Genomic DNA, 2,095 nt, shown 5'->3' on the forward strand with positions numbered 1-2,095 from the left:
GAGGTCGAGTGACTCCAGGTGCAGGCCGGCCTGGCCGGACTCCAGCTTTTCGATATCGAGGATGTCGTTGACCAGGCTGATCAGGCGCTCGCTGTTGCTTTGAGCAATCTGTACCAGTTGCACGGCCGCTTCCGGCAGAGGCCCGGCCACGCCGCCGGCGAGCAGCCCGAGCGAGCCCTTGATCGAGGTCAGCGGGGTTCTCAGCTCGTGGCTGACGGTGGAGACGAACTCGCTCTTCATCCGCTCCATCTGCCGGCGCTCGGCCTCCAGGCGCTTCTGCTCGGTGACGTCGCGCGCCACGCCGTAGAAGATGCCCTCCTCCGGGTTGACGGTGGCGTTCCACTGGAGCCAGTGCCAGGTGCCGTCCTGGCCGCGGCAGCGGTGCTCGAAGCGGGGGAGGAGCTCGCCGCGCGCGCCCCGCGCCAGCCACTCGGTGGTGGAGGCCCGGTCCTCCTCGTGCACCAGCTCCAGCAGGGGCGTGGCGCGCAGCGTCTGCTCGGAGTAGCCGAGCGTCCGGCTCCACGCCCGGCTCAGCTGCCGGAAGGTGCCCTCCACCCCGGCGATGCAGAGCATGTCCACGGACAGCTCGAAGAAGCGCTCCTGCTGCGCCAGCGCGGTGCGCGCCTGCTGGAGGGTGAGGGCGTTGAGCTCCAGCTCCACCCACGAGGCCAGGTCCTCCAGCTGCTGGCGCTCCTCGGGGCCGAAGTCGCGTGCCCGGCGGTCCATGAGGCAGAGCGTCCCCACGGGGCTGCCGTCCGCGGCGTGCAGCGGGTGGCCCGCGTAGAAGCGCACGTGGGGCTCGGCGGTGACGAGCGGGTTGTCGAAGAAGCGCTTGTCGTCCAGCGCGTCCCGCACCACGAAGGTGTCCGGGGTGAGGATGGCGTGGCCGCAGAAGGAGACGCTGCGCGCCGTGGAGGACGTGTCCATGCCCACGCGGGCCTTGAACCACTGCCGCGAGCCGTCCACCAGGGACACCAGGGAGATGGGGACGCGGAACGTCCGGGCGGCCATCCGGACGATGCGGTCGAAGCGCTCCTCGGCCGGGGTGTCCAGCAGGCCCAGGCGCCGCAGGGCCTGGAGCCGCCGCGGCTCATCGGGCGGGAGGGGAGGTGGAATCATGGGGGGGCTCGGGGGCGCGCACAGCCGCCTGGTCCCAGTGTATCCAGGGCTCACGGGGAGTGGGGGCTCCTGGGAGGGTCCTTCGTCACCCCGCCCGCTGCCCGTGCCTCCGGGCGGGTGGAGGCCCGGCGGGAGTGGGGCGGCGCGTCAGAAACGCGACAGCGCCAGGAACGTCTTCATCTTCTCGTTCGTCTCGCGCAGCCGCACCGACAGTGTGCGGACGAAGCTCCACAGCAGCACGTAGGCCAGGTCCTTGTCGGTGAACATGAGGTGATCCAACTGCTCGCGTTCGATCACCCACAGGGTGCACGAGGTGTGGGCGTAGGCGTCGGCCGAGCGGGGGATGTCCTCGATGACGGACATCTCCCCGAAATACTGGCCCTTTTCCAGGATGGCGAGCGCCTCTTCCCCCATGCCGGGCACCTGCTGGGAGATGCGCACCTTGCCTTCCAGGATGATGAACATGTCCCGGCCGGTCTCTCCCTCACGGAACAGGCAGGCCCCTGCCTCATGGCCCCGGGGACGGGCGATCGCGGCGACCCGGAGGAGCTGACTTTGGGTGAGCCCCTCGAAGAGCGCAACCTTCTGGAGGATCGAGGCATCCATTGGTGCGCTGCTTCGTACCACGACCCGTGGGGGCTCTGGTACGGTGGCGCCCCAATTTCACGGAAACACAGGAGCGACGACCCGTGGCGGAGAAGATCAACAAGGTGACCATCATCGGCTCGGGGCCCGCGGGCTACACCGCGGCCATCTACGCCGCGCGTGCCAACCTGGAGCCGGTCATGTTCTCCGGGGGTCCCACGCTCGAGGACGCCCAGCGCGTGCCCGGTGGTCAGCTCATGACCACCACCGACGTGGAGAACTACCCCGGCTTCCCCGAGGGGGTGACGGGGCCGGAGCTGATGGACCGGACCCGGAAGCAGGCGGAGCGCTTCGGCACCGAGTTCCTGACCGGCGACGTCGTGAAGGTCGA

At 69.6% G+C, this 2,095-nt stretch carries 3 protein-coding genes; 1 reads left to right on the forward strand and 2 read right to left on the reverse strand.

Going from position 1 to position 2,095, the window contains the following annotated elements; genetic code table 11:
* The coding region (locus AC16DP_RS10570; RefSeq protein WP_483956694.1) for a GAF domain-containing sensor histidine kinase at nt 1–1,119 on the reverse strand (1,119 nt) is incomplete at its 3' end.
* 147 nt (nt 1,120–1,266) lie between these two features.
* A complete protein-coding gene (locus AC16DP_RS10575; protein ID WP_073564335.1) occupies nt 1,267–1,725 on the reverse strand; it encodes a cyclic nucleotide-binding domain-containing protein in 459 nt (152 codons plus the stop codon).
* An 83-nt stretch (nt 1,726–1,808) separates the two neighbouring features.
* Here AC16DP_RS10575 and AC16DP_RS10580 point away from each other — a divergent pair.
* Nucleotides 1,809–2,095: NAD(P)/FAD-dependent oxidoreductase (locus AC16DP_RS10580; RefSeq protein WP_483956695.1), on the forward strand; the 287-nt coding region annotated here is incomplete at its 3' end.

It is taken from the genome of Archangium sp., assembly GCF_057119385.1.

What these genes read in the sequence shown, in the direction of transcription:
- AC16DP_RS10575 (WP_073564335.1), bottom strand. Translation starts at nt 1,725, where the DNA reads ATGGATGCCTCGATCCTCCAGAAGGTTGCGCTCTTCGAGGGGCTCACC.